The 17,686-nt window shown below is 68.0% G+C and carries 20 protein-coding genes; 17 read left to right on the forward strand and 3 right to left on the reverse strand.

Annotated features, from left to right (window positions below):
- Window positions 1-37: 37 nt before the first annotated feature.
- On the forward strand, window positions 38-1,048 hold the full coding sequence (locus AC2W7E_RS08715) for an alpha/beta hydrolase (RefSeq protein ID WP_485988944.1): 1,011 nt from the start codon (window positions 38-40) through the stop codon (window positions 1,046-1,048).
- On the opposite strand, the gene AC2W7E_RS08720 is transcribed toward AC2W7E_RS08715, so the two are convergent.
- From AC2W7E_RS08720 to AC2W7E_RS08730, 3 genes are all read right to left on the reverse strand, one after another.
- Window positions 1,039-1,671, reverse strand: coding sequence for a GntR family transcriptional regulator (locus AC2W7E_RS08720; RefSeq protein ID WP_249521585.1), 633 nt, complete (start codon window positions 1,669-1,671; stop codon window positions 1,039-1,041). The two genes, AC2W7E_RS08715 and AC2W7E_RS08720, sit on opposite strands and share 10 nt — an antisense overlap.
- Window positions 1,672-2,085: 414 nt before the next feature.
- Entirely contained in the window at window positions 2,086-2,574 is a 489-nt protein-coding gene (locus AC2W7E_RS08725) for a YajQ family cyclic di-GMP-binding protein (RefSeq protein WP_062765250.1), read from the reverse strand.
- Between the two features lie 153 nt (window positions 2,575-2,727).
- Window positions 2,728-3,156 (reverse strand): hypothetical protein, encoded by a 429-nt coding sequence (locus AC2W7E_RS08730; RefSeq protein WP_378872223.1) that lies wholly within the window; start codon window positions 3,154-3,156, stop codon window positions 2,728-2,730.
- A 223-nt stretch (window positions 3,157-3,379) separates the two neighbouring features.
- Between AC2W7E_RS08730 and AC2W7E_RS08735 the strand changes: the two genes are divergently transcribed.
- The 16 genes from AC2W7E_RS08735 (at window position 3,380) to rplC (ending at window position 17,685) form a co-directional block, all read left to right on the forward strand.
- Entirely contained in the window at window positions 3,380-4,591 is a 1,212-nt protein-coding gene (locus AC2W7E_RS08735) for a sugar ABC transporter substrate-binding protein (RefSeq protein ID WP_062765244.1), read from the forward strand.
- Between the two features lie 72 nt (window positions 4,592-4,663).
- Window positions 4,664-6,268, forward strand: coding sequence for a maltose ABC transporter permease MalF (gene malF / locus AC2W7E_RS08740; RefSeq protein WP_485988945.1), 1,605 nt, complete (start codon window positions 4,664-4,666; stop codon window positions 6,266-6,268).
- Between the two features lies 1 nt (window position 6,269).
- A complete protein-coding gene (locus tag AC2W7E_RS08745) occupies window positions 6,270-7,178 on the forward strand; it encodes a sugar ABC transporter permease (protein WP_062765238.1) in 909 nt (302 codons plus the stop codon).
- A 49-nt stretch (window positions 7,179-7,227) separates the two neighbouring features.
- A complete protein-coding gene (locus AC2W7E_RS08750; protein WP_249521583.1) occupies window positions 7,228-7,554 on the forward strand; it encodes a PadR family transcriptional regulator in 327 nt (108 codons plus the stop codon).
- Window positions 7,555-7,556: 2 nt separating this feature from the next.
- The gene (locus AC2W7E_RS08755) at window positions 7,557-8,207 is read left to right on the forward strand and encodes an HAAS signaling domain-containing protein (RefSeq protein ID WP_485988946.1); all 651 of its coding nucleotides are present in this window, start codon (window positions 7,557-7,559) and stop codon (window positions 8,205-8,207) included.
- Between the two features lie 64 nt (window positions 8,208-8,271).
- Entirely contained in the window at window positions 8,272-8,424 is a 153-nt protein-coding gene (locus AC2W7E_RS08760) for a hypothetical protein (RefSeq protein ID WP_164498161.1), read from the forward strand.
- A 112-nt stretch (window positions 8,425-8,536) separates the two neighbouring features.
- Window positions 8,537-9,640, forward strand: coding sequence for a hypothetical protein (locus AC2W7E_RS08765; protein ID WP_062765228.1), 1,104 nt, complete (start codon window positions 8,537-8,539; stop codon window positions 9,638-9,640).
- A 71-nt stretch (window positions 9,641-9,711) separates the two neighbouring features.
- A complete protein-coding gene (locus AC2W7E_RS08770; RefSeq protein WP_231729497.1) occupies window positions 9,712-10,140 on the forward strand; it encodes a hypothetical protein in 429 nt (142 codons plus the stop codon).
- Between the two features lie 50 nt (window positions 10,141-10,190).
- Window positions 10,191-10,838 carry a hypothetical protein gene (locus AC2W7E_RS08775; protein WP_062765222.1) on the forward strand — a complete coding sequence of 216 codons (648 nt, stop codon included), beginning with the start codon at window positions 10,191-10,193 and terminating at the stop codon, window positions 10,836-10,838.
- Window positions 10,839-11,065: 227 nt separating this feature from the next.
- A complete protein-coding gene (gene rpsL, locus AC2W7E_RS08780) occupies window positions 11,066-11,434 on the forward strand; it encodes a 30S ribosomal protein S12 (protein ID WP_013584051.1) in 369 nt (122 codons plus the stop codon).
- A 5-nt stretch (window positions 11,435-11,439) separates the two neighbouring features.
- Window positions 11,440-11,910, forward strand: coding sequence for a 30S ribosomal protein S7 (gene rpsG / locus AC2W7E_RS08785; RefSeq protein ID WP_017201608.1), 471 nt, complete (start codon window positions 11,440-11,442; stop codon window positions 11,908-11,910).
- Between the two features lie 96 nt (window positions 11,911-12,006).
- Entirely contained in the window at window positions 12,007-14,121 is a 2,115-nt protein-coding gene (fusA, locus tag AC2W7E_RS08790) for an elongation factor G (RefSeq protein ID WP_062632877.1), read from the forward strand.
- A 164-nt stretch (window positions 14,122-14,285) separates the two neighbouring features.
- Window positions 14,286-15,479: an elongation factor Tu gene (gene tuf / locus AC2W7E_RS08795; RefSeq protein WP_062632876.1), complete on the forward strand. Its 1,194-nt coding sequence runs from the start codon at window positions 14,286-14,288 to the stop codon at window positions 15,477-15,479.
- A 147-nt stretch (window positions 15,480-15,626) separates the two neighbouring features.
- Window positions 15,627-15,839 (forward strand): hypothetical protein, encoded by a 213-nt coding sequence (locus tag AC2W7E_RS08800; RefSeq protein ID WP_062765219.1) that lies wholly within the window; start codon window positions 15,627-15,629, stop codon window positions 15,837-15,839.
- 869 nt (window positions 15,840-16,708) lie between these two features.
- Window positions 16,709-17,017, forward strand: a complete 309-nt coding sequence (gene rpsJ, locus AC2W7E_RS08805) for a 30S ribosomal protein S10 (protein ID WP_017201594.1) — start codon at window positions 16,709-16,711, stop codon at window positions 17,015-17,017.
- An 8-nt stretch (window positions 17,018-17,025) separates the two neighbouring features.
- On the forward strand, window positions 17,026-17,685 hold the full coding sequence (rplC, locus tag AC2W7E_RS08810) for a 50S ribosomal protein L3 (protein ID WP_062632874.1): 660 nt from the start codon (window positions 17,026-17,028) through the stop codon (window positions 17,683-17,685).
- Window position 17,686 lies beyond the last annotated feature (1 nt).

Here is a 17,686-nt window from a genome sequence, read left to right on the forward strand (position 1 = left end):
CGGCCGTGGGCTAGCCTGGGCACGAGGGGGAGGACGCATGGCCGAGTGGATCCCGGATGTGCTCGGAGACGAGTTCGCCCAGCTCACCCTCGACCTCGGCAGTGACGAGCAGGGCCCGGTGGTGGCCACCCTCGTGCGCGCGCTGCCGGCTCCGGTCCCGTGGTGGGAGCGCGCTCGGCGCCGTCGCCCGCTGCTCGAGGGCGTGGACGTGCTCTACATCCACGGGTGGTCGGACTACTTCTTCCAGAAGCGGTTGGCCCGATTCTGGACCGCTCGTGGTGCCCGCTTTTTCGCCCTCGACCTCCGCAAGTACGGGCGCAGTCTGCGCGAGGGCCAGACCCCCGGCTACATCACCGACCTGTCCACCTACGACGAGGACATCGCCGCGGCCCTGGACGCGATGGGGCGCGGCGAGGGCGGCGAGGAGAGCGGGCGACGCCTGATCCTGCTCGGACACTCGACCGGAGGGCTGACGCTGAGCCTGTGGGCGGCCCGGCATCCCGGCGCGGCCGGTGCTCTCATCCTGAACAGTCCCTGGCTCGAATTCCAGTTCGCCCCCGTGCGCGCCGCGATCGCCCCGATGGTCGAGTTCCAAGCGCGGATCCGACCGCTCGACGTCGCGCCGCAGGTCGACCTCGGCTACTACACCCGGGCGCAGCAGGAGGTGGCCGACCCGGACGACCCGATGGAGGTCAACACCGCGTGGCGTCCCGTGCAGACGATGGCCGTGTACGCCGGGTGGCTCAACGCGATCCTCACCGGGCACAAGGCCGTCGCCGCGGGTCTGGACATCGCGGCGCCGGTCTGCGTCCTCCTGTCGAAGCGGTTCGTGCCGCCGACCCGGTGGTCGGAGGAGCTGACCGCCGCCGACTCCGTCCTCGTCGTCGACGACATCGCCCGCGCGGCCCTGCGGCTCGGCTCCTCCGTGACCGTCGAACGGATCGACGGCGCCCTGCACGACGTCTTCCTGTCCCGGCATGAAGCCCGCGAGGACGCGTATCGTCGCCTGCACCGCTGGGTCGTCGGCTGGCGCGCCGCTCAGACGTAGTACATCGCGCGTGCGAGGCGCTCCGCCTCGTCGCCGTCGCCGGCGCGCACCGCTTCGGCGAAGTCGGCGTACACCTGCCGCATCCGCTCGCGATCGCCGGGGCGCACCACCCAGGCGCGCAGGTTCCGGGTCACCGCGACGGCGACATCGTCGATGAGCATCCGGTGCTGACGGTTCCCGCTGTGGTCGGCGAGGTAGGCGAAGACCGCCCATCGCGCCCGTGCCGTGGACGCGCCGTCGGTGAGCGAGTCCTGCATTCGAGCGATGAGCTCCTGCACCCGCTCGCGCTGGACCGCGCTGAGTCGCGGCACCGCCATCCGGGCCGTGATGCCTCCCTGGTAGCCGGCGAACTCCAGCGATTCGGCCACCACCTGCGGCGTGACCATCGTCACCTCCGTGTACCGGCTCGGGTACATCGTCACCAGTCCCAGTCGCTCCAAGCGCTGCAGTGCTTCGCGGACCGGCGTCCGCGAGACGTGGAGCTCGTCCGCCACGTCGACGTCCCGGATCCGGTCGCCCTCGGCGAACTCTCCCTCCGTGATCAGCCGCCCGATGTGGTGGAACACCTCATCCGCCAGCAGCTGCTTGTTCTCTCCGATGCTCTTCGACTCGATCTGCGCCATGGCCCAGCCCCCGGTGGTTCTTGGTCTGCGACCGACGTCCGCTCCCGGGCGATGAGGGGAGCGACGGCCGCAGGATTGCCGTCATGCCTCCTCGGGGGGCCGATCCGCGTGGGGGCGCGCAGCGGGCGGGGAGGCCTGTCATGAACCCGGGACCGGTCGGCGTGCGACGTCGGCAGACCCCAGGCCGACGCGAGCTCCGGGGGCCCGCGCCGCTCCCTCCCCTGAGCCGGCGTGGCATCCTCGAAGCGCATCCACCGCGGCGATCGGGTGTCGGGCGGGGATGGCGTCGGAGTCGTGACGAGTCACGACCGCCTCCAGTCTCGACGAAGAACACCGATATCTCGGTATGCGTTGACCGGGGAAAAGAAAGGGCCCGGGATGACTCCCGAGCCCTGGCCTCCGACGCGAGTGGCGTCAGCGGTAGTTGATGAACTGCAGATCGATGTCGAGGTCGCTGCCCTTGAGGAGCGCGATCACGGCCTGGAGGTCGTCGCGGCTCTTGGACTGCACGCGCAGCTCGTCGCCCTGGATCTGGCTCTTCACGCCCTTGGGGCCCTCGTCGCGGATGATCTTGCCGATCTTCTTCGCGTTCTCGGAGGAGATGCCGTCCTTCAGGCTCGACATGATGCGGAACTCCTTGCCGCTGGCGAAGGGCTCGCCCGAGTCGAGGCTCTTCAGGGAGATGCCGCGCTTGATGAGCTTGGACTGGAACACGTCGAGGACGGCGTTCGCGCGCTCCTCGGTGTTCGCGGTGATGAGGATCTGCTCGCCGCTCCAGGCGATCGAAGCACCGGTCCCCTTGAAGTCGTAGCGCTGCTCCACCTCTTTGCGCGCCTGGTTCAGGGCGTTCTCGGCCTCCTGGCGATCCACTTTCGAGACGATGTCAAAGGAACTGTCAGCCATGCCTCAACTGTATCCGCGGCTGTGCGGAAAGTCCCGTGGGCGCGGCACCCCGGGAGCGCGTCTGCGGATCACAAGACTGATCGGCGCGTACGGTGGCGACCCGATGGCGGTGACCTCTCCGAACGGGGACCAGGTCGGCTACGTCACGGTCGCCTACGAGTGCGAACTGCCGCCGCTCGCCGTGTAGACGTTCTCGGATATCCGAGTCATCCCCTCCGGAGCGGGCGCACCGTCGGGGACGACGGTGAACGTGCCCGTCATGCCTCCGACCGAGAAGAGCGCGCCGCCACCGCCGCACCCGAGCACCCAGCTCTCCTCGTCGGCGTACGCCAAGAGGCATGCGGAAGCGTCGTCGCGGGCGCGAGCGAGCCACAGGGATGTCCCTTCGTCTTCGCCGACGAACCGGGCTGTCGCCTGGTCCACGTCGTCCCACGCGTAGCCGGGAAGATCTGCCGGAACCTCGTCCCGCGCCCCGGCTTCCCGATCGAGCACGGCGTATGCGGCTCCCACGCTGGTGCATCCGCTGAGCGCGACCGTGGACAGGACGACGACGGCGGCAGCCGCCCGAACGTGGATCCCCATCCAGCGATGCTCTCGTAGATGAGCCGTACGGGGAACCCCCGCGGAGCCGCGAAAGGTTGGAACTCCGGCCGATATGGAAGCGTTTTCATGCCGCGCGCCGGGTGCCGGGCCGGTCACGGGTTGATATCGACGCGGTTGCGGATTGTGATCGCCTTTCGAAACGATGCATACTGTAAGCGCTTGCAGTCTTGCAGGCGCTCAGCACTGAGAGAGGCACACACCAATGAAGGTGAACAAGAGGGGCATGGTCGCCGCGGGCGCCATCGCCATCGTTTCGGCTCTGACGCTCGCCGGCTGCTCGACCGGCTCCGGCGGCGACGACTCTTCCTCCGGTGGAGACAGCGGCGGCACGCTGACCGTCTGGGTCGACGCCGAGCGGGTCGACGCGCTGCAGGGCGCGGCGGACGCGTACCAGGAGAAGACCGGTGTCACGGTCAAGCTGGTGGGGAAGTCCGTCGACGACATGAAGGACGACTTCATCCAGCAGGTCCCGACCGGCAAGGGCCCCGACGTGGTCATGGGCGCTCACGACTGGCTCGGCGAGCTCTCGACCAACGGTGTCGTCGCGCCGATCGAGCTCGGCGACAGCTCCGAGGACTACCTCCCCGTCGCGCTCCAGGCGGCGACCTACGAGGGCACCGTCTACATGCTCCCGTACGCGGTCGAGAACATCGCGGTCCTGCGCAACGCCGACCTCGTCCCCGAGCCCGCGACGAGCTTCGACGACATGGTCTCGAAGGGCACCTTCGTGGTGGAGCAGGGCGCCGAGGGCAACCCGTACCACCTGTACCCGTTCCAGACCGCGTTCGGCGCTCCGGTCTTCGGCACCGACGACAGCGGCAGCTACGACCCGACCGACCTGCAGCTCGGCAGCGAGGGCGGCTTCGCCTTCGCCGACTGGCTGGGGGCGCAGGGCGCGGCCGGCACGCTGAACACCGACATCGACGGTGAGATCGCCAAGCAGCAGTTCCTCGACGGCACCGCCGCCTTCTGGCTGACCGGCCCGTGGAACGTGGGCGCGGCCACCGAGGCGGGCATCAACGTCGAGATCGACCCGATCCCGAGCCCGACGGGGGAGACGGCCTCGCCGTTCGCCGGCGTCAAGGGCTTCTTCGTGAGCGCCGAGTCGAAGAACAAGGTCGCGGCCAACGACTTCCTCGTCAACTACCTCGGCACGGAGGACGTGCAGCTGGAGCTGTTCAAGGCCGGCAACGTCCTCCCGGCCCTCACCGCTGCCGCCGACACCGCGGCGTCCGACCCGATCATCGCCGGCTTCCAGTCCGTCGGTGCCGACGCGGTCCCCATGCCGGCGATCCCCGCCATGGGCGCGGTCTGGCAGTTCTGGGGAGTGGCCGAGGCCGCCATCATCAACGGCGAGGACCCGCAGGCGACGTGGCAGAAGCTCGTCGACGACGTGACCGCCGCGATCGAGTAACGGCCGACAAGATGACGACCCTGCCGGGGCGGGCCACCCAGCCCGCCCCGGCAGGACCATGACGAGGACGACATGACAGACACCGAAGAGCGCACCGCGCCCCCCACGCCTCGGCAGCGCCAGGCGGCGAAGATCGCCGAGGCGGCCTCCCGACCGATCGGGTGGATGCTGCTCAAGATCCTGTTGCTGGCGATCGTGGACGCGATCGCCGTCTACGCCGTGTTCGTGCTGCTCGTGCAGCGCGAGTGGCTGGTGCTCGGCCTCGTCGTCGCGGTGACGGTCGTCGTCAACTACATCTACTTCTCCCGCAAGCGCATCGCGGCGAAGTACCTCACGCCCGGGATCATCTTCCTGGTCCTGTTCCAGGTCTTCACGCTGCTCTACACGGGCTACATCGGCTTCACGAACTACGGCACCGGTCACAACGGGAGCAAGGAGCAGGCGATCTCGTCGCTGCTCGCCTCCGCGCAGGAGCGCGTCGAGGACTCTCCGACGTACCCCGTCACGGTGGTCGAGCAGTTCGGCACCTACGGCCTCCTCGTCACGGATCCCGACGACGGCGATGCGCTCCTCGGCACGGCGGAGCAGCCTCTCGCCGAGGTCGATGCGGAGTTCGAAGGCGGCACGGCGGTCGCCGTCGACGGGTGGACCACGCTTCCGCTCGCCACCGTCTTCACCCTGTCGGAGGAGCTGGAGCAGCTCTCCGTCCCGTTCAGCGACGACCCCAACGACGGCAGCCTCCGTGCACCCGACGGGCAGAACGGCTACCTGTACGTCTCGACGCTGACCTACGACGCCGCTGCCGACACGATCACGGACACCGCGACCGGCACGGTCTACAGCGATACCGGCGACGGTGCGTTCACCGCGGAGGACGGCGAGCAGCTGCTGCCCGGCTGGCAGACCACGGTCGGCTTCGACAACTTCGTCCGCGCGGTGACCGACGAGTCCATCCGCGGACCGCTCATCTCCGTCACCGTCTGGACCTTCGTCTTCGCGCTGGTGTCCGTCGCGACGACCTTCTTCCTCGGCCTGCTGCTCGCGCTCGTCTTCAACAACACGCGCATGCGCTTCCGCAACGGCTACCGGATCATCCTCATCCTCCCGTACGCCTTCCCCGCGTTCCTCTCCGCGCTCGTCTGGGCCGGGATGATGAACGAGAGCTTCGGGTTCATCAACCAGGTGCTGTTCGGTGGCGCGGCCATCCCGTGGCTCACCGATCCGGTGCTGGCGAAGGTGTCCGTGCTGCTGGTGAACCTCTGGCTCGGCTTCCCGTACATGTTCCTCGTCTGCATGGGCGCGCTGCAGGGCATCCCGGACGACGTGAACGAGGCCGCCGTCATGGACGGCGCGAACGCGTGGCAGATCTTCCGCCGCATCAAGCTGCCGCTGCTGCTGGTGACCGTGGCACCGCTGCTGATCTCGTCGTTCGCGTTCAACTTCAACAACTTCAACTTGATCTACATGCTGACCAAGGGCGGCCCGCGCTTCAGCGACGTGTCGATCCCCGTCGGCCACACCGACATCCTCATCTCGATGGTCTACAAAGTGGCCTTCACCGGACAGACCCGCGACTACGGTCTCGCCTCCGCCTTCACGATCCTGATCTTCGTCGTGGTCGCGACGATCTCGATCATCAGCTTCCGCAAGACCAAGGCCCTCGAGGAGCTGAACTGACATGAGCACCGTCCCCAGCACCGCCACCGCCCCGCGCACCGCTCCGCCGCGTCGTTCGTTCGGCGCCTGGTTCGCCGACACCGGATGGCGTCACCTCGTCGCCATCGTGGTGAGCGCCTTCGCCCTCTTCCCGCTCCTGTACGTCGTGTCGGCCTCGCTCAACCCGAAGGGCACGCTCACCGGATCGAACCAGCTCTTCTCGGCCATCGGGATCGACAGTTACGTGCGCATCCTCAGCGACCCGCAGAACCCGTACGGAACGTGGTTCCTGAACACGCTGCTCATCGCGGTCGTGACGGGCGCGGTCACCGTGTTCATCGGAGCGTGTGCGGCATATGCCTTCTCCCGCATGCGCTTCGCGGGCCGTCGCGTGGGGCTCGTCACCATCGTCGTGGTGCAGATGTTCCCGCAGCTCCTCGCTGTGGTCGCGATCTTCCTGCTGATGTCGACGCTGGGGGACTGGTTCCCGGCGATCGGCCTCAACACGCACACCGGCCTGATCCTCGTCTATCTCGGCGGCGCGCTCGGTGTGAACACCTACCTGATGTACGGCTTCTTCAACACGATCCCGAAGGAGATCGATGAGGCCGCCCGCATCGACGGCGCCGGGCACGCGCGGATCTTCTTCACGATCATCCTCCGCCTGGTCGCCCCGATCCTCGCGGTCGTCGGTCTGCTCTCCTTCATCGGCACGGTGAACGAGTACGTGATCGCCAGCGTCATGCTCGTCGACGTGGATCAGCAGACCCTCGTCGTCGGTCTGACCAAGCTCGTGGCGAACCCTCGCTACGCCGACTGGTCGGCCTTCTCCGCCGGCGCGGTCATGGCGGCGATCCCGGTGATGGTCCTCTTCCTCTTCCTTCAGAAGTACATCGTCGGCGGTCTCACCGCGGGGGCGACCAAGGGCTGATCGACGCACCGGCAGGCGCTAGCGTGCGTCACATGCTACCTTGTGAGGCATGACAGCGGACGCCGGGGCGCAGATGCGCAAAGGAGTGGTCGAGTACTGCGTACTCGGCCTGCTCTCGCGCGAGCCCATGTACGGCTGGCAGCTGTCGGAGGAACTCACCGGCGCCGGGCTGATCGCCAGCATCGGCACGCTCTACCCGCTGCTCGGGCGGTTGCGGGACAACGGCTGGGTGACGACGTTCGACCGGCCGTCCGAGAGCGGTCCGGCGCGCAAGTACTACCGGCTCACGGATGCCGGTATCGATCAGCTCGCGCGCTTCCGGGCGCAGTGGGCGCCGTTCGCCCGTGCCGTCACGGGCATGGTGGGGGAAGGATGACCATGACCGAGAAGACCGCAGCCGAGCTGCGTGACGACTACCTGGCCCGGCTGGACGAGGCGATGCGGGGGCTCCCGCACGGTGTCGCCTCGGACATCCGCGGCGGGATCGCGGAGGAGCTCGACGGGCTCGACGCGGAGGCGACCGCGGAACGGATCGACAGGCTGGGGGATCCCCGAGGGATCGCCCGTGAAGCGGAGGACGAGGTGCCGACGGTGCCGCCCGTCGTGTTCCCTGCGCCCGCGCCCGCTCCGTCGGCACCTCGTACGCCGACGACGGCGACGCGGGGCTTCGCGATCGCGGCCGCGCTCACCCTGAGCTTCGGCGGGATCGTGGTGCCGGTCGTCGGCTGGTTCGTGGGCGCGGTGCTCGTGAGCCTCAGTGCGATGTGGCGGACCTGGGAGAAGGCGCTCGCGATCCTCGTGCCCTTCGCGGCCACGGGGCTGTCCTTCCTGATCACCTCGACCATGACGGGGTTCTCGACGGGGTCGGCCTCCGGCAGCTCGACCGACGGCGACGCGGTGTCGGACGTGGTGAACCCGCTCGTCCCGTCCTTCGGGGAGTGGCACCTGCTCCTGCTGCTGGGGTTCCTACTGGTCCCGGCCTCCGGGCTCTGGCTGCTGTGGCGGATGCGCGGCCGCGGCGTCCGCTGACCGAGGCGGCCGCGTCGCGGCGTTGCTCACGGCCTGCGCGGGGGCGTGGGCCTACGGTGGGACCATGGCACGGGTGGGTGGTCGGAACCTCGGGATGAGCTGGTTCGCCGGCATCGTGTGCGCCGGGATCGTCGGCGCTCTGGTCTGGCTCTCACTGCCGATGCTCCCGATCCTCGCGCAGTTCGCCGGCGACGCGCTCCGCAGCACTTTCCCCTGAGCCGCGGAACCCGCGCGGCGACGCGTATGGCGACACGACGGCACGCCTCCGGAAGCGCCGGGACGCGCGGCGGTAATCTCGCACTGCACATCCCCGATGAGAGGCGCATCCCATGAGTGATCCCGAGGCTCGTCAGCCCGAGAAGTCGAACGACGTCGACGACGTCGTCGGCAGCGCGAACGCCGGTCTCGACGCCGCAGCGGCAGCCCGCGGAGATGTTCCCGGCGGCGCGGACGACGTCGACCGCTCGCGTGCCGAAGACGCGACGCCGGCGTCTGCGGAGACGCCGGCCGACCACGCCGCCGCGCGGCAGGAACCCGCGGTCGACCCCGATCTCGCCGCGTTCGAGGCCGCCGAGCGGGAGCACCCCGGCACCTTCGCCTCCTCCGCACCGGCTCCAAGCCGTACAGAGGGCGACCGTCCCGTCGCCGACAGCTTCGGTGACGAGCGACGCGACGCGACCCCCGAGACCTCGCTGTACGCGACGCCGGAGACCTCGCTGTACGACACCTCGGCCCCCCGCGCGCACGAGGAGTCGGCCATGGCAGGCGCCGCCTACGCCTCCCACGCCGACGACACCGACACCCGGATCGTGCCCTCCGAGCCGCTCACGAACGGTGCCGCTGCCGCCGCGCCGCAGCCCCAGCAGCCGCAGCCGATCTTCGTGCAGGCGCCGGAGCCGCCGCGCGAGCGCGGCAACCGCGGCACCGCCGGGGCCATCGGCCTGCTCGCCACCGTCGCCTTCGCGCTGCTCTACCTCGCGACCGTCCTCGGCCTCGGCGCTCTCGCCGGCGACGTGAACGGGGAGAACATCGGCGAGGCGCTCGTGGCCCCGCTGCTCACCTGGGGCTTCTGGACGCCGGTAGTCGTGTTCTTCCTCGGCTTCTGGCTCCTCGGAGCGATCATCAACCGTGGCCGCTGGGGCCTGTGGGTGGTGTTCGGCATCGTGGTCGGACTCATCGCCTACGCCGGACACATCCTGGGGCAGCTCTTCGAGGCGCCGTTCTGGAAGCTCACGGCGTCGCAGGGCCTCGAACTCGCGGGGGAGCAGCTGCTGGCACCGCTGGCGATCGCGGCCTTCGTGTTCGCCCGCGAGCTCACGATCTGGTTCGGCGCCTGGGTGGCCCGCAGTGGCGCCCGCAAGACCGAGCTGAACGAGGAGGCGCAGCGCGAGTACGAGCGCACCCTCGAGGCCGGTCCCACCCTGTCGAGGTAATCACGAACACCACCAAGCCGAACCCCCGCGGGCCCGAGTCCGCGGGGGTTTCGGCTGTCCTCGCGGCAGTGATGGCCACCATCGCCTTCTTCGCCCTCGCCGTCTTCGGCCTCGGTGCGCTCAGCGTCGCCACCGACCGGGACATCATCGATGCACCGGGCCTCGGGCAGATCCCCGGGGTGTCCGGCATGGTCGCGGCGGTCGTGGTGTTCGCACTGGTCCTGTGGGCGACGGTGCGGCGGGGACACGCCTCCTTCGGCTCCGCTCCCGTGATCGCGCTGCTCACGGCCCTCGTGCACCTGGCCACCGTCTGGTTCGCCGTGCTCGTCGCGACGAGCGATGTGGTCGTGGCCACGGCCGTCACCGGAGATCTCGTCCGCGGCGGCGCGAGTCTCGTGCTCCTCGCCGCGGCGGCGGTGGCCGCCTGGGGCGGGATCGCCCTGCGCCGCACGAAGTCGGCGCAGCCGCGATGGCCGTGGGAGCGCGACGAGGGGGAATGACACCCCGGAAAATCCGCGCCGCGAGCGGCGACGCGCCGTACGCTGGTGGGGTGGAGCGCTCATTGGAGACGCAGGTCGACCAGGCCGTCGAGGCCTGGTTGCGCTGGGTGCCGCGCTGGGAGCCGGCGACGCACCGCGGCCGGACCGCGCCCTGCCGACGCTGTCTCGGTTCGCCCATCCTCGCCGCCGCGGGAATCGCCGGCACCACCCCGCACGGCGTCCAGCATGGCCTGTCGACGCGCATCAAGACGATCGTCGACCACGCGGTCGCCGAGTACACCGCGCGGAACCTCCCCACGCTGCAGCGGGAACTCGACCAGCAGGCCGCGCGCAACAGGGCCCGCAGCTATCGACCGACGGAAGACCTCGACCCCGAGTTCGAGGGCATGCCGCTGGACCCGGAGCCGGTGCCCGGTGCCCCCTTCCTCTTCACGATCGCCGGCCTCGCCGACGACTCCGCGGCCGAGCTGCCACCGCTGCCTCCGCTCTCCGACGAGGCCAAGACGGCACTGCGACAGGAGGTCGCCCTCGCGGACGAGTACGCGAACCTCGTCGGCCGGGAGATCTGCGGGATCCTGCTCCGGCACCGCATCACGATCCAGGCGGCGGTGTCCCGGCACGTCGAGCCGCAGATCGAGGCGCTCCTCGCCGAGCTGACGGAGTCGCTGGACTCCCCGTTCGACCCCGACATCCCCTGACTCCGCGCGGGCCGGGCGAGGGCGGCCGTCATTTGACCGTCAGGTTACGCGGCATTACACTTGATCAGGTGTGTGCACGTCCTGACGTGCGCGCTGGGCGTCGGCACCTCGCCGGTCCGCCCCCACGGCATACCCACCACACCAAAAGCTCGCCGGTTCCGGCGTGCCGGTGGGTCATGATGTGAAACCCATCACGCTGTCACCGTGCAGCACTATGAGGAGAGAACGTGCCAACCATTCAGCAGTTGGTTCGCAAGGGTCGCTCGCCCAAGGTCTCGAAGACCAAGGCGCCCGCGCTCAAGTCGAACCCGCAGCAGGCCGGGGTCTGCACCCGCGTCTACACCACCACCCCGAAGAAGCCGAACTCGGCGATGCGCAAGGTCGCTCGTGTGAAGCTCCGCAACGGGACCGAGGTCACCGCGTACATCCCCGGTGAGGGCCACAACCTGCAGGAGCACTCCCTGGTGCTCGTCCGCGGCGGTCGTGTGAAGGACCTCCCCGGCGTGCGTTACAAGATCGTCCGTGGCGCTCTGGACACCCAGGCCGTCAAGAACCGTAAGCAGGCTCGTTCCCGCTACGGCGCGAAGAAGGGTTGAGTTAGATGCCTCGTAAGGGTCCCGCCCCCAAGCGCCCCGTCGTCAACGACCCGGTCTACGGCGCTCCGATCGTCACCTCGCTGGTGAACAAGATCCTCGTCGACGGCAAGAAGTCGCTGGCCGAGTCGATCGTCTACGGCGCCCTCCGCGGTGTCGAGGCGAAGAACGGCCAGGACGCCGTCGCCACCCTGAAGAAGGCGCTCGACAACGTGCGCCCCACGCTCGAGGTCCGCAGCCGCCGCGTCGGTGGCTCGACCTACCAGGTTCCGGTCGAGGTCAAGCCGCACCGCGCGAACACCCTCGCGCTGCGCTGGCTCGTGAGCTACGCCAAGGGTCGTCGTGAGAAGACGATGACCGAGCGTCTCCAGAACGAGATCCTGGACGCGTCGAACGGCCTCGGTGCCGCGGTCAAGCGCCGCGAGGACACCCACAAGATGGCCGAGTCGAACCGCGCGTTCGCTCACTACCGCTGGTAACCCCTTCGACGGGCTCAGGGACCCTTCCGCGTTCCTGGGCCCGTCGCACCCCCTCTTCGCAGTACACCTGCTGCTCCAATAGATAAGGACACTCCTGTGGCACAAGACGTGCTCACGGACCTGAGCAAGGTCCGCAACATCGGCATCATGGCGCACATCGATGCCGGCAAGACCACGACGACCGAGCGCATCCTGTTCTACACGGGCGTCAACCACAAGCTCGGCGAGACGCACGACGGTGCCTCGACCACCGACTGGATGGAGCAGGAGAAGGAGCGCGGCATCACGATCACGTCTGCCGCCGTGACCTGCTTCTGGAACAAGAACCAGATCAACATCATCGACACCCCCGGTCACGTGGACTTCACGGTCGAGGTGGAGCGCTCGCTCCGCGTCCTCGACGGCGCGGTCGCCGTGTTCGACGGCAAGGAGGGCGTCGAGCCCCAGTCCGAGACCGTGTGGCGTCAGGCCGACAAGTACAACGTCCCGCGCATCTGCTTCGTCAACAAGATGGACAAGCTCGGCGCGGACTTCTACTTCACGGTCGACACGATCATCAACCGCCTCGGCGCCAAGCCGCTGGTGCTGCAGCTCCCGATCGGTGCCGAGAACGACTTCGTCGGCGTCATCGACCTCATCGAGATGCGCGCCCTGGTGTGGCCCGGCGACGCCAAGGGTGACGTGACCATGGGTGCCTCCTACGAGGTGCAGGAGATCCCGGCCGACCTCAAGGACAAGGCCGAGGACTACCGCCAGCAGCTGCTGGAGACGGTCGCCGAGACCGACGAGGAGCTTCTCGAGAAGTTCTTCGGCGGCGAGGAGCTCACCGTCGCGGAGATCAAGGGCGCCATCCGCAAGATGGTCATCGCCAGCGAGATCTACCCGGTCCTCTGCGGCTCCGCCTTCAAGAACCGCGGTGTGCAGCCGATGCTGGACGCCGTCGTCGACTACCTCCCGTCCCCGCTGGACGTGCCCGCCATCGAGGCGCACGACCCGAAGGACGAGGAGAAGATCATCGAGCGTCACCCCGACGCGAAGGACCCGTTCGCGGCCCTGGCCTTCAAGGTCGCCGTGCACCCGTTCTTCGGCCGTCTGACGTACGTGCGCGTCTACTCGGGCGAGCTCGAGTCGGGCGCCCAGGTCATCAACTCGACCAAGGGCAAGAAGGAGCGCATCGGGAAGATCTTCCAGATGCACGCCAACAAGGAGAACCCGGTCGACAAGCTGACCGCCGGCAACATCTACGCCGTCATCGGCCTGAAGGACACCACCACCGGTGACACCCTCGCCGACATCGCGCAGCCGGTCGTCCTCGAGTCGATGACGTTCCCGGAGCCGGTGATCGAGGTCGCCATCGAGCCGAAGACCAAGGCCGACCAGGAGAAGCTGGGTCTCGCGATCCAGAAGCTCGCTGAGGAGGACCCGACCTTCCGCACGGAGCTCAACCCCGAGACCGGTCAGACGACCATCAAGGGCATGGGCGAGCTGCACCTCGACATCCTCGTGGACCGCATGAAGCGCGAGTTCCGCGTCGAGGCGAACGTCGGCAAGCCGCAGGTCGCGTACCGCGAGACGATCCGCAAGGCCGTCGAGAAGCACGACTACACGCACAAGAAGCAGACCGGTGGATCGGGCCAGTTCGCCAAGATCCAGTTCAACATCGAGCCGCTCGAGCTCGACGGCGAGAAGACGTACGAGTTCGTGAACGCGGTCACCGGTGGCCGCATCCCGCGCGAGTACATCGGCTCGATCGACGCCGGTTTCCAGGACGCCATGAACGTGGGTGTCCTCGCGGGCTACCCGATGGTGGGCGTCAAGGCGACCATCGTCGACGGTGCGGCGCACGACGTCGACTCCTCGGAGATGGCGTTCAAGATCGCGGGCTCCATGGGCTTCAAGGAGGCCGCTCGCCGTGCCAACCCCGTGCTGCTCGAGCCGCTGATGGCCGTCGAGGTCCGTACTCCGGAGGAGTACATGGGCGACGTCATCGGCGACCTGAACTCGCGTCGTGGCCAGATCCAGTCGATGGAGGACGCCGCCGGCGTCAAGGTCGTGCGCGCCGCGGTGCCGCTGTCCGAGATGTTCGGCTACATCGGCGACCTGCGCTCGAAGACCTCGGGCCGTGCCGTCTACTCCATGGAGTTCGACAGCTACGCCGAGGTCCCGCGCGCGGTGGCCGACGAGATCGTCCAGAAGGCCAAGGGCGAGTAACACTTCTGGGAACCCTGGGTCGCTGAGCCTGTCGAAGCACCCGGGGTTCCCAGGTCACCTACAACTTCACATTCCCTCTCTACTAAACTGAGAACCTAACCCGTAGAGAACCGGTCGCAAACCAGTGCCCGGCACCTCTACAACGACGTCCTGAGGAGGACCCAGTGGCTAAGGCCAAGTTCGAGCGGACCAAGCCGCACGTCAACATCGGAACGATCGGTCACGTCGACCACGGCAAGACCACGCTCTCCGCAGCGATCTCGAAGGTGCTTGCTGACAAGTACCCGTCCGACACGAACGTGCAGCGTGACTTCGCTTCCATCGACTCGGCGCCGGAAGAGCGCCAGCGCGGTATCACGATCAACATCTCGCACATCGAGTACGAGACCCCGAAGCGCCACTACGCCCACGTTGACGCCCCCGGCCACGCCGACTACGTCAAGAACATGATCACGGGTGCGGCGCAGATGGACGGCGCGATCCTCGTCGTCGCGGCCACCGACGGCCCGATGGCGCAGACGCGCGAGCACGTGCTGCTCGCCAAGCAGGTCGGCGTCCCCTACCTGCTCGTCGCGCTGAACAAGTCCGACGCGGTCGACGACGAGGAGATCCTGGAGCTCGTCGAGCTCGAGGTCCGCGAGCTGCTCTCGAGCCAGGGCTTCGACGGCGACAACGCTCCCGTCGTCCGTGTCTCCGCTCTCAAGGCCCTCGAGGGCGACGAGAAGTGGGTCGACGCGATCCTCGAGCTCATGCAGGCTGTCGACGACAGCGTTCCGGACCCGGAGCGTGACCGTGACAAGCCGTTCCTCATGCCCGTCGAGGACGTCTTCACGATCACCGGTCGTGGCACCGTCGTCACGGGTCGCGCCGAGCGTGGCACCCTGGCCATCAACTCCGAGGTCGAGATCGTGGGTCTGCGCCCGACGCAGAAGACGACCGTCACCGGTATCGAGATGTTCCACAAGCAGCTCGACGAGGCCTGGGCCGGCGAGAACTGTGGTCTGCTCCTCCGCGGCACCAAGCGCGAGGACGTGGAGCGCGGCCAGGTCATCGTGAAGCCGGGTTCGGTCACGCCGCACACCGACTTCGAGGGCACGGCCTACATCCTGTCCAAGGACGAGGGTGGCCGCCACAACCCCTTCTACACGAACTACCGTCCGCAGTTCTACTTCCGCACCACGGACGTCACCGGCGTCATCACGCTGCCCGAGGGCACCGAGATGGTCATGCCCGGCGACACCACCGACATGACGGTCGAGCTGATCCAGCCGATCGCCATGGAGGAGGGCCTCGGCTTCGCCATCCGTGAGGGTGGTCGTACGGTCGGCGCCGGTACGGTGACGAAGATCATCAAGTAAGCATCTGCTTCCTCGCAAAGGGGTCGAGCCTTCGGGCTCGACCCCTTTGTCGTTTTCCGGATCGAGGGTTCCGTCGCCCGGTTCTGCCCGGCACAATGAGGTGTCCGGCGCGATCGTCGGAAGCACACACCTCCGAAGGGGATTCACATGGGTATCGAGGACGCCGTCAACAAGGGCAAGGACCTGTACGAGCAGAACAAGGACAAGCTCGCCGAAGCCGTCAAGAGCGAGCAGGCCGAAGACATCAGCGACAAGGTGCTCGACGGCGTCGCCGACTTCGCGAAGAAGATCGCACCGGGCGCGGCGGACAAGATCGACGAGATCCGCGACAGCGCGGACAAGAGCATCGGCAACGAGTAGAGCCGGACGTCTCCGCGGAAGAGCGGCGGCCCCCGAGACGGGGCCGCCGCTCTTCCGCGTCCGGGGGAATGCCGGTGCACAGCGCCCTCGGATGTGGCGCATTCGCGGATACATCGAGTAGGATCATGTCGACCGCCTGGGGATCTTGCGGTCGGGGACGCCGAAGGGGTTCGGCTCCCGAATCACGCGGTTCGTCCGCGTTGGAAATCTGGGGAAAACGATTTTGGGGATCATCGTGCGACGCGCGCACTCCGTGCGCCTGAGCGTCTCCCCGCCTGCGCGGCGGGTCTTCCGCCGTGCCCTCGGTCGAGGCGTCCGGCGTCCCTTCACGCTGGATTCCTCGCGTTCGGTGTGCCCCCTCGCACTGAACGCCCTCCCCAAGCGGGGCGAGGCATGGGGATGCCTCGCCCCGCGCTCCTCCGCGGGCTGAACGCTCGCGGAGGAGGGGGTCCCTGAGAGTCCGGTGAGCGCGACACGCCCGGGTTTGCAGAAGTGAAATCCGCCGTGGCAGAATAGACAGGTTCGATATTCCGTCGCCGCTGTGCGTGCGCCGGATCACTGCCAGGGCAGTGCATAGACGGCGCCTCCTCCGGGAGGCCGCAGGGTTCTAGGCCGCGGGCAGCAGAACACAATCCCGACACCTTCATCATCGAGGGCACTGCCGTGCGCGGCGGGGGTCGGGCATCCGTCACCTCCGGGTGTACGGCTGACAGCAGAACAGTGGTGCAGCCTCTTCGACAGGCTCCCGACCGCGAGGTCGAGGGCCCGAGAAGAACGAGTGCCGAGGCGCGAACAGCGCCGACGTGCGTCCAATGCCCCAGGGCCACCCGGTCCCGGACGGTAAGACGCTTAAAGAGAGAGAGCAGACAATGGCGGGACAGAAGATCCGCATTCGCCTGAAGTCGTATGACCACGAGGTCATCGACACGTCCGCACGCAAGATCGTCGACACCGTGACCCGTGCGGGCGCGACCGTCGTCGGACCCGTGCCCCTTCCGACCGAGAAGAACGTCGTGTGCGTCATCCGGTCGCCCCACAAGTACAAGGACAGCCGCGAGCACTTCGAGATGCGCACCCACAAGCGCCTGATCGACATCGTCGACCCGACGCCCAAGGCCGTCGACTCGCTGATGCGTCTCGACCTGCCGGCCGACGTCAACATCGAGATCAAGCTCTGAGGTTCGACATGGCTGACATCAACTCCAAGGTTTCCAAGGGCATGCTCGGCACCAAGCTCGGCATGACCCAGGTCTGGAACGAGAACGGCAAGCTCGTTCCCGTCACCGTCATCGAGCTCGCGCCGAACGTGGTCACCCAGATCCGTACCCCCGAGAAGGACGGCTACAACGCCGTGCAGATCGCGTACGGCCAGATCGACCCGCGCAAGGTGAACAAGCCCCTCTCGGCTCACTTCGAGGCTGCCGGCGTCACGCCGCGCCGCCACGTGACCGAGGTCCGCACGGCCGACGCCGCCGACTACACCCTGGGCCAGGAGCTCACGGTGGACGGCACGTTCGAGGCCGGCCAGCTCGTCGACGTCGTCGGCACGAGCAAGGGCAAGGGCACCGCCGGTGTCATGAAGCGCCACAACTTCAAGGGCGTCTCGGCATCGCACGGTGCGCACCGCAACCACCGCAAGCCCGGCTCCATCGGCGCATCGTCGACCCCGAGCCGCGTCTTCAAGGGCATGCGCATGGCCGGCCGTATGGGTGGCGAGCGCGTGACCGTCCTCAACCTCACGGTGCACGCCATCGACATCGAGAAGGGACTCATGCTCGTCAAGGGCGCCGTCCCCGGTGCTCGCGGCCGCATCGTCTACGTCCGCAACGCAGTGAAGGGTGCCTGAT

Source organism: Microbacterium sp. CFSPD4_SD4 (genome assembly GCF_057364585.1).

What these genes read in the sequence shown, in the direction of transcription:
- AC2W7E_RS08730 (WP_378872223.1), bottom strand. Translation starts at nt 3,156, where the DNA reads ATGGGGATCCACGTTCGGGCGGCTGCCGCCGTCGTCGTCCTGTCCACG.
- AC2W7E_RS08765 (WP_062765228.1), top strand. Translation starts at nt 8,537, where the DNA reads ATGAGTGATCCCGAGGCTCGTCAGCCCGAGAAGTCGAACGACGTCGAC.
- AC2W7E_RS08750 (WP_249521583.1), top strand. Translation starts at nt 7,228, where the DNA reads ATGACAGCGGACGCCGGGGCGCAGATGCGCAAAGGAGTGGTCGAGTAC.
- AC2W7E_RS08720 (WP_249521585.1), bottom strand. Translation starts at nt 1,671, where the DNA reads ATGGCGCAGATCGAGTCGAAGAGCATCGGAGAGAACAAGCAGCTGCTG.
- rpsJ (WP_017201594.1), top strand. Translation starts at nt 16,709, where the DNA reads ATGGCGGGACAGAAGATCCGCATTCGCCTGAAGTCGTATGACCACGAG.
- rplC (WP_062632874.1), top strand. Translation starts at nt 17,026, where the DNA reads ATGGCTGACATCAACTCCAAGGTTTCCAAGGGCATGCTCGGCACCAAG.
- rpsG (WP_017201608.1), top strand. Translation starts at nt 11,440, where the DNA reads ATGCCTCGTAAGGGTCCCGCCCCCAAGCGCCCCGTCGTCAACGACCCG.
- malF (WP_485988945.1), top strand. Translation starts at nt 4,664, where the DNA reads ATGACAGACACCGAAGAGCGCACCGCGCCCCCCACGCCTCGGCAGCGC.
- AC2W7E_RS08715 (WP_485988944.1), top strand. Translation starts at nt 38, where the DNA reads ATGGCCGAGTGGATCCCGGATGTGCTCGGAGACGAGTTCGCCCAGCTC.
- AC2W7E_RS08735 (WP_062765244.1), top strand. Translation starts at nt 3,380, where the DNA reads ATGAAGGTGAACAAGAGGGGCATGGTCGCCGCGGGCGCCATCGCCATC.
- AC2W7E_RS08770 (WP_231729497.1), top strand. Translation starts at nt 9,712, where the DNA reads ATGGCCACCATCGCCTTCTTCGCCCTCGCCGTCTTCGGCCTCGGTGCG.
- AC2W7E_RS08745 (WP_062765238.1), top strand. Translation starts at nt 6,270, where the DNA reads ATGAGCACCGTCCCCAGCACCGCCACCGCCCCGCGCACCGCTCCGCCG.
- AC2W7E_RS08760 (WP_164498161.1), top strand. Translation starts at nt 8,272, where the DNA reads ATGGCACGGGTGGGTGGTCGGAACCTCGGGATGAGCTGGTTCGCCGGC.
- AC2W7E_RS08800 (WP_062765219.1), top strand. Translation starts at nt 15,627, where the DNA reads ATGGGTATCGAGGACGCCGTCAACAAGGGCAAGGACCTGTACGAGCAG.
- AC2W7E_RS08725 (WP_062765250.1), bottom strand. Translation starts at nt 2,574, where the DNA reads ATGGCTGACAGTTCCTTTGACATCGTCTCGAAAGTGGATCGCCAGGAG.
- AC2W7E_RS08755 (WP_485988946.1), top strand. Translation starts at nt 7,557, where the DNA reads ATGACCGAGAAGACCGCAGCCGAGCTGCGTGACGACTACCTGGCCCGG.